Source organism: Flavobacteriales bacterium, from assembly GCA_013214975.1.
In the GTDB taxonomy this organism is placed as follows: domain Bacteria; phylum Bacteroidota; class Bacteroidia; order DT-38; family DT-38; genus DT-38.
This window is the reverse complement of record JABSPR010000317.1, coordinates 1-7,518: the sequence shown is the minus strand read 5'-3', so window position 1 is coordinate 7,518 and position 7,518 is coordinate 1. Positions and strand designations below refer to the sequence as shown.

The following is a 7,518-nucleotide window of genomic DNA, read 5'->3' as shown; positions in this document are numbered from 1 at the left end:
CATATTCATCATTAGTCCATGGCGTAACCTCGCTCCAACTAATTGTTAGCTGATTATCTGCAGAGTCTGTAGATAAAAAGACGGAAGGTGCCGTTTCTGTATTTCCAATTTTATACTCTTCACTTCCACCGATATCATAAAACTCAATCATATATTGATAGGTTAGACCTGCAGTGTTAAGATTAATATCTCTAAAAATAGTATCTGTTAACGACGAGATATTTCCTATCAAATCGAAAGCACCACCCGACGATCTATAGATTCTATATTCAAAGGGCCCATCAAATTGATCCAGTTTAATTGGCATCGACCATATTACATCAATCTCCCCCAATGTTTCATGAGTAATTTCTACACTTACATGTGTTATTATCGGTACATCTCTTTTTAACTCTGTACATGATTCATTAGAAACAAAACTCTCAGCACCATCTGCAAATACCGCAGTTACGACATAGCAATAATGTGGTCCGTGTAGTACATCGTCGTAATCAGAATAATACGTATTCGATAAACCATCAATTGTGGCAATTAACACATAACCTGTATGTGCAGGCACCCCCACTTCACATGTATCTGGAATAAAGTTGGCTGAATCAATTCTTCTATATATGTTATAGCCAATCGCATTTGAACATGGACTTATATCCCAGTTCAAGTTAATTTGGCTGCCGATTGCAACAGCCATAAGATTTTCGGGTGCTGGCGCTAAAACAGAAATACTGAAGGTATTAAGACCTACTAATTCTGGGTGTCCATCATCCTCAGCTCTCAGGCTAACGGAGTAAGGTTGATTTCGCACATGGCCACAGCTAGTTTGCCAAGTAAAATTGGTTTCTACTTCTTGATATTCATTTGTCTCTATAAGAACGGCTGGGTTATTCACCATAAAAGGCCCTCCAGATCCGCCAAGAATAACCCAATCTTCATTCGGGTCGATGGCTCGAATCCTTAAATCAGTAAACTCACCTGCCTCGATGCAAAAATCATCTACTGGGTCTATTACAGGGGGTTCATTGTCCGATCTCTCTACAAAAATCTGCATGTCTCTCGTAACGGCACCCATTAAAGTACCATTCCTCCATTCCTCAATGAGTATCGCAATATTATATTCTCCTTCAATTTGAGGGGCATCCCAAACTAGATCTCCAGTAATAGGATCTATGGTAAGTGAGTTAACACTCGTTGCAGGGTGAGTATCTGGATAAGTATACCCGGCTACATCGGTCCCGAATGCTTGCTTACTTGGAATGAGCCTATAGGATATACTATCGCCTTCCACATCGTAGGCACCTACATTATGATTAAAAATTTGATTTACCACCGCATGATCTAAAGGTGGGTTTAGTAGAACTGGAGAATTGTTATTTCCAAGAAATGAATTAATGTGAAGAGTAGATTCGATATAAAACGGAACATCATCCGAAGAAGGGATATTAACTACTCCTGCATTTCTATTTGGGTCATTGATAGAAATAGTGAAATTACCTGGACCAGAATATGTATGTGTTAAAATGTAAGTGCTTCTTCTAACATTTTCCTCATTGCTAAGGTTAGCAACTGAAGTTCTTTGTATTTCTTGCTGAGTACCATCGCCCCACAGAATATCAAGAAATTCTCTATCTACATTGTCGATAGAATCTCCAATAATATATTTCGTGTAAATAATTACGGTGGCCTCTATCTCTAGCTGACTAAGTGTTCTGTATGTGATCTCTCCGGCCCTATTATGCGTTCCATAGGAATCAAATACTCCCAGAAAAAAAACACATGCTATGGATACAAATAATTTCATTGAAACACTTCTGTCCAAATAACATTATTTGGAGCATTTTATTTTACGTATGCAACATCGATACGTTGTATTCGATCAAAAATCACACCACTTGATCTTCCATTTCTAACGGTAGATCCCGATATGTATACTCTTGAGTTCTTAGCTGCGGTGTAAATCCAGCTTCTCTAATTGCCTCTTGAATACCGCTTGCACTAAATCGATGTGGAGCGCCCGCTGCAGAAACAACATTCTCCTCAATCATAATAGATCCGAAATCGTTTGCTCCGCCATGTAAACATACTTGAGCAACTTCTTTACCAACCGTTAACCAAGAAACACCAATGTTCTCAAAGTTTGGTAACATAATTCTACTCATCGCTATCATACGGATGTATTCATCTCCAGAAACACTATTCTTAACACCTTTAACATTTAGCAACAAAGTGTCCTCATCCTGAAATGGCCAGCCGATGAATGCAATAAATCCTTTTGAATCTTTAGGTTTCTCGTCTTGTACTTCCCTTAGTAAAACCAAATGTTCAAACCTTTCTTCAATTGTTTCAATGTGACCAAACATCATGGTTGCCGAACTTGTCATGTTTAGTTGATGCGCAGCTCGCATAACATCTAACCACTCTCCACCCGTGCATTTCCCTTTTGAGATCAACCTTCTTACCCTATCGTTTAAAATTTCTGCTCCAGCTCCAGGAATCGAATCCATACCAGCTTCTTTCAATTCCTCTAAAACTTTTGTGTGCGATAATCCTTCCAACTTGCAGATGTGTGCAATTTCAGGTGGTCCCAAAGCATGTAATTTAATGTCTGGGTACATCTTTTTTATTCCTTTAAAAGTGTCCACATAAAACTTAAGCCCGAGATCTGGATGATGTCCACCTTGTAATAACAATTGATTACCACCATACTTAATGGTCTCATCAATTTTTACTTTGTATTCATCCATTGTGGTTATGTAAGCCTCCTCATGCCCAGGAACTCTGTAGAAATTACAAAACTTGCAATTTGCCGTACAAACGTTTGTTGTATTTACATTTCGATCTATAATCCAAGTAACTATATCATTGGGATTACGCTGCTTTCGCATTTCGTTTGCAACGAAAGAAAGTGCAGACGTAGATGCGTTCTCAAATAAGTGCTGTCCTTCTTCTGCCGAAAGAAACTCGGCATCCATTGCTTTTTTTAATAAACCATTAATCTGTTGATCCATCTATTTACGGGTGTTTTGCTATTTTTGCGGGGTAACAAATTTACAAATAATAGTGCGTACTACCTTAAACACAACAACCTCATTTTCAGCGTCAGATTCGCTGATAATACTGGTTTCTAGTCTTTCTCAAATAGATAAATACCAATTATCGAAAGCCGAAAAAGATTACGTAAAAGAACAAGTAAAGGATACCAAGGGCTCTTTCGTAACGATTAATCAATACAATAGGCTTCTTTTTATCTGCCTTATCAAGGATAAAGACTCAACAAATGCATTGCAAGAAAAGTATCGAATTCAAGGAAATGGAATACTAACAACTATTAATTCTAATAAAACGAAAAGCGTAATTATTGTTGAAGAGATCGATATTAAGGGCATCTCCTCTGCTTTAGTGGAAGGCCTTTATCTTGGGAACTACCAATTCTTAAATCACAAAACAAAAGAGAAGCAGTTAAACAGTTTGTCTCAGATAAAAGTGATGAGTAAACACTTGTCAAAAAAAGATGTAATAGCTCTTCAAAATCAATTAGACTCTGTAGCCGTTGCTCGTGATTTAGTGAACGAACCATTGTCTTACCTCGATGCTCCGACCATGGTTAAGGAACTTCAAAAGCTCTCCAAGAAATCTGGTTTTAAATTTCATGCCCTCAACAAGAAACAAATTGAGACGCTAAAGATGGGTGGCATTCTTGCAGTAAATAAAGGAAGTGTAGATCCTCCTGCTTTTTGCATCTTAGAATGGAAACCCAAAAATGCGAGCAATAAGAAACCATATGTACTTGTTGGTAAGGGTGTTGTTTTCGATACGGGCGGCTTAAGCCTTAAGCCAACAGCCAATTCAATGGATCAAATGAAATGCGACATGGCTGGAGCTGCAACCGTGGCAGGGACCATTCATGCCATTGCCTTATCAAAATTACCTATCCACATAATTGGGTTATTACCATTAACGGATAATAGACCTGGAGGTAATGCAATTGTACCGAGCGATGTGATAACCATGCACAATAAGATGACTGTTGAGGTTAAAAACACCGATGCAGAAGGACGTTTGATTTTAGCCGATGCACTTAGTTATGCTCAAAAATACAAACCAGAACTGGTGATAGATTTAGCTACACTAACTGGATCTGCGTATGCAGCAATTGGATCTCTAGGAAGCGTTTTTATGGGCACAGCATCGGAGAAAGTAAAAGCAAACTTGAAAGAAGTTGGTGATGAAACTTACGAACGATTAGTAGAATTTCCTTTTTGGGACGAATACTCTGATCAAATAAAATCAGATGTTGCAGACCTCAGTAATCTTGGCGGTCCAACTGGAGGAGCAATAACAGCTGGTAAATTTTTAGAAAACTTTATTGATTATCCTTGGTTACATATCGATATTGCTGGTACGGCTTTTTTAACCGCTACAGATAATTACAAGGCCAAAGGTGGCACTGGGTACGGCGTTCGATTACTCTATAATTTCTTCGACAAATTATCTAAATAAGAGTTGATGAGCATAATTCGATTAGGAATTTCTTGTGGAGACCTTAATGGCGTTGGTTTAGAGGTAGCTCTAAAAGCCTTTGCAAATCATCCAATACCTGCTAATTGCACCCCAATATTTTATGGCTCTACCAACGTTATAACTAATAGCTTAGAGAAATTCAAAGCATCTGGTTTAAAAGTAAAAACTATAGACTCTCCTCAGGAAGCAGAGCTCGGATTTGTTAATGTCATTGAATGCTGGGAAGAAAAAGTGACCATCGAATATGGTAAATCGACCAAAGAAATGGGAAACTATTCTTACCTGTCTCTTAGTGCGGCGACCAATCAACTTGTAGAAAAACAAATCGAAGCTCTTATTACATGCCCGATTAATAAGAACAATATCCAATCCGATAATTTTAATTACCCAGGGCATACAGAGTATTTGGCACATATGGGTGGCGACAAAGAACCATTGATGTTGATGACATCTAAAGATTTAAGTATTGCCGTAGTAACAGGTCACATTCCCGTCACAGAAATTGCCACTAAAATAACTAAGGATCTTATAATCAAGAAAGCCGAGTTGCTCTCTACGTGCCTAGAACAAGATTTTGGAATCAATAAACCGAATATTGCTATTTTAGGTCTAAATCCACATGCCGGAGATAATGGCACATTGGGCAAAGAAGAAATAACAACTATCTCTCCAGCAATAGCTGAGCTAATTAATAAAGGAATTAATGTAGAAGGTCCTTTCCCTGCTGATGGTCTCTTTGGTTCTGGCGCATTTAAGAAATATGATGGTATATTAGCCATGTATCACGACCAAGGCCTAATTCCGTTTAAAGCATTAACCTTTAATTCTGGTGTGAATTTCACCGCTGCACTGCCATTTGTTCGCACTTCTCCGGATCATGGAACGGCCTTTGAAATCGCTGGAAAAAACCAGGCTTCGGAATTATCATTTCACTGCGCCATTTTAAAAGCAGTTGATGCCGTGAAAGCCAGAAGATTACTGTAATTCCGGTTATTTGTGCTTTAAATTAAAAGGCTAAATGGCGGTTAATGTTTTCAACTAAAAATCATTTTTAATATCACGTGGAAATGATTAACTTTGAGCCCTTTTTGAGATAAAATGAAGGTATTAGATACCGTACGTATTGCACTGGCAGGTTTAAAAGACCAAACTCATCAATTTGAGTACCAAATCGATGGAAGCTTTTTCGAGAACTTTAAGAGTTCAGAAATAGAAACATGCAATATCGACATTGAACTTGAATTAGTTAAGAGTTCTAACATGTTGGTGTTAGATATGAGATTTAATGGCAACATTGATACAATGTGCGACAGTTGTGGATCACCGTATAGTATGCCTTTAAATGGTAAAGAAAAATTAATAGTAAAACTGGGTGAGTCCGAAAACTTCGATGAAGAAGTTTGGCAAATCACCTCTTTTGAACAAGAATTAGAAATAACGCACTTTGTATATGAATGCGTGTCGGTAGCAATACCTGCAAAAAGAGTTCACCCAGAAGACGCATGCGATAAAGGCGCATTGAAAAATCTGGATAATTACAAAGCGGAAAAAGAAAGTACTGATCCCAGATGGGACAAATTAAAAGAATTAGTATAATTATTAATAATAACTATGGCACATCCTAAGCGAAAAATATCAAAAAGTAGAAGAGATAAGAGAAGAACGCATTATAAAGCGTCGGCTACTACTTTAGCTGTATGTTCTAACTGTAATTCACCTGTACAATATCACCACGTATGTGGAGATTGCGGGTATTATAAAGGCAAATTAGCCGTTGAAAAAGCAGTAGCAGTATAAGTTCACCCATTCGTTATAACCCTTCTCTTATAATATGAGGATTGGAATTGACATTATGGGGAGCGATTTTGCACCCTCTGTACCTATACAAGGTGTATTACTCGCACAAAAAGAACTTGACTCCGACATCGAGATAGTTCTTCTTGGTAAAGAAGATGAGATTAAATCTTCGATACTAGAAGAGGGTGGCAATCCGGATGATTTTGAAATAATCAACTGCGATGAAGTCATAGAGATGAAAGATTCTCCTATCAAGGCACTCAGTAAAAAGAGAAACTCAAGTATTTCTATTGGCTTTAAAATGCTCGTAGAAAAAAATCTGGATGGTTTTACTGGAGCTGGCAACACAGGCGCAATGATGGCTGGTGCCATGTTCAGTGTAAAAAACGTACCCGGTGTTATTAGGCCTTGCGTAATCTCGTTTATGCCAAAAGAAAATGGCGAGTGTAATGTTCTTGTAGACGTTGGCTCTAATGCAGATTGCAAATCGGATGTGATGTATCAATTTGGAACTTTAGGTTCTCTTTATAGCAATGTTATCTTAAACGTTGATAATCCAAAAGTCGGTTTACTTAATCTAGGTAGGGAACCAGGCAAAGGAAATCTTCTTACTCAAGCCACTTACGAATTAATGGAGGACTCTAAAGACTTCAATTTTGTAGGAAATGTAGAAGGAAATGAAATTTTTGATGAAGGAACTGATGTTATCGTAACAGATGGATTTACAGGTAATGTAGTTCTTAAATCGATGGAAAAAATTCATGGTCTCTTAAAGAAGAGAGATTTTGAAATGGACAACTTTTTTCAAAGGTTCGATTACCAACATTTTGGTGGTAGTCCAATATTAGGGGTTAACGCTCCTGTTGTGGTAGGGCATGGATCGTCGACTCCCGAGGCGATTAAAAACATGATTAATCTAACACGAAGCATGATTGAAAAAAAGCTTTGTGAGAAAACTAGGGAAGCATTTAATTAACTATGGTAAGAGCTGTTATTACTGGTGTTGCTGGATATGTACCTGAAAAGGTAATGTCTAACAAAGACCTCGAAAAGCTAGTGGATACATCCGACGATTGGATCAAAGCACGAACTGGAATTGAAGAAAGAAGGGTATTAGAAGAAGGTGGAACATCTATAATCGGTAAGCACGCTGTTCGTGAACTATGCGAAAAAACTGGTACCGACCCAAAAGAAATCGATTTGCTT

Annotated in this window: 8 protein-coding genes; 6 read left to right on the top strand and 2 right to left on the bottom strand. The window is 37.9% G+C overall.

Annotated elements, in window-relative coordinates:
- On the bottom strand, window positions 1-1,795 hold a 1,795-nt coding region (locus tag HRT72_10135; GenBank protein NQY68062.1), incomplete at its 3' end, for a hypothetical protein.
- A gap of 82 nt (window positions 1,796-1,877) precedes the next feature.
- Complete coding sequence (gene mqnC / locus HRT72_10130; GenBank protein ID NQY68061.1) at window positions 1,878-3,002, bottom strand: dehypoxanthine futalosine cyclase; 1,125 nt, start codon at window positions 3,000-3,002, stop codon at window positions 1,878-1,880.
- Between the two features lie 52 nt (window positions 3,003-3,054).
- Here mqnC and HRT72_10125 point away from each other — a divergent pair, with 52 nt between their 5' ends.
- From HRT72_10125 to HRT72_10100, 6 genes are all read left to right on the top strand, one after another.
- On the top strand, window positions 3,055-4,494 hold the full coding sequence (locus HRT72_10125; GenBank protein NQY68060.1) for a leucyl aminopeptidase: 1,440 nt from the start codon (window positions 3,055-3,057) through the stop codon (window positions 4,492-4,494).
- A gap of 6 nt (window positions 4,495-4,500) precedes the next feature.
- Window positions 4,501-5,499 carry a 4-hydroxythreonine-4-phosphate dehydrogenase PdxA gene (gene pdxA, locus HRT72_10120; protein NQY68059.1) on the top strand — a complete coding sequence of 333 codons (999 nt, stop codon included), beginning with the start codon at window positions 4,501-4,503 and terminating at the stop codon, window positions 5,497-5,499.
- A 114-nt stretch (window positions 5,500-5,613) separates the two neighbouring features.
- Complete coding sequence (locus HRT72_10115) at window positions 5,614-6,111, top strand: DUF177 domain-containing protein (GenBank protein ID NQY68058.1); 498 nt, start codon at window positions 5,614-5,616, stop codon at window positions 6,109-6,111.
- A gap of 15 nt (window positions 6,112-6,126) precedes the next feature.
- Window positions 6,127-6,312, top strand: a complete 186-nt coding sequence (rpmF, locus tag HRT72_10110) for a 50S ribosomal protein L32 (GenBank protein ID NQY68057.1) — start codon at window positions 6,127-6,129, stop codon at window positions 6,310-6,312.
- A 34-nt stretch (window positions 6,313-6,346) separates the two neighbouring features.
- The gene (plsX, locus tag HRT72_10105; GenBank protein NQY68056.1) at window positions 6,347-7,288 is read left to right on the top strand and encodes a phosphate acyltransferase PlsX; all 942 of its coding nucleotides are present in this window, start codon (window positions 6,347-6,349) and stop codon (window positions 7,286-7,288) included.
- A 2-nt stretch (window positions 7,289-7,290) separates the two neighbouring features.
- A partial coding sequence (locus HRT72_10100) for a 3-oxoacyl-ACP synthase (GenBank protein NQY68055.1) occupies window positions 7,291-7,518 on the top strand: 228 nt, incomplete at its 3' end.

Excerpts from the sequence above, each read along its gene's own strand:
- mqnC (NQY68061.1), bottom strand. The coding sequence starts at position 3,002 with ATGGATCAACAGATTAATGGTTTATTAAAAAAAGCAATGGATGCCGAG.
- pdxA (NQY68059.1), top strand. The coding sequence starts at position 4,501 with ATGAGCATAATTCGATTAGGAATTTCTTGTGGAGACCTTAATGGCGTT.
- HRT72_10115 (NQY68058.1), top strand. The coding sequence starts at position 5,614 with ATGAAGGTATTAGATACCGTACGTATTGCACTGGCAGGTTTAAAAGAC.
- rpmF (NQY68057.1), top strand. The coding sequence starts at position 6,127 with ATGGCACATCCTAAGCGAAAAATATCAAAAAGTAGAAGAGATAAGAGA.
- plsX (NQY68056.1), top strand. The coding sequence starts at position 6,347 with ATGAGGATTGGAATTGACATTATGGGGAGCGATTTTGCACCCTCTGTA.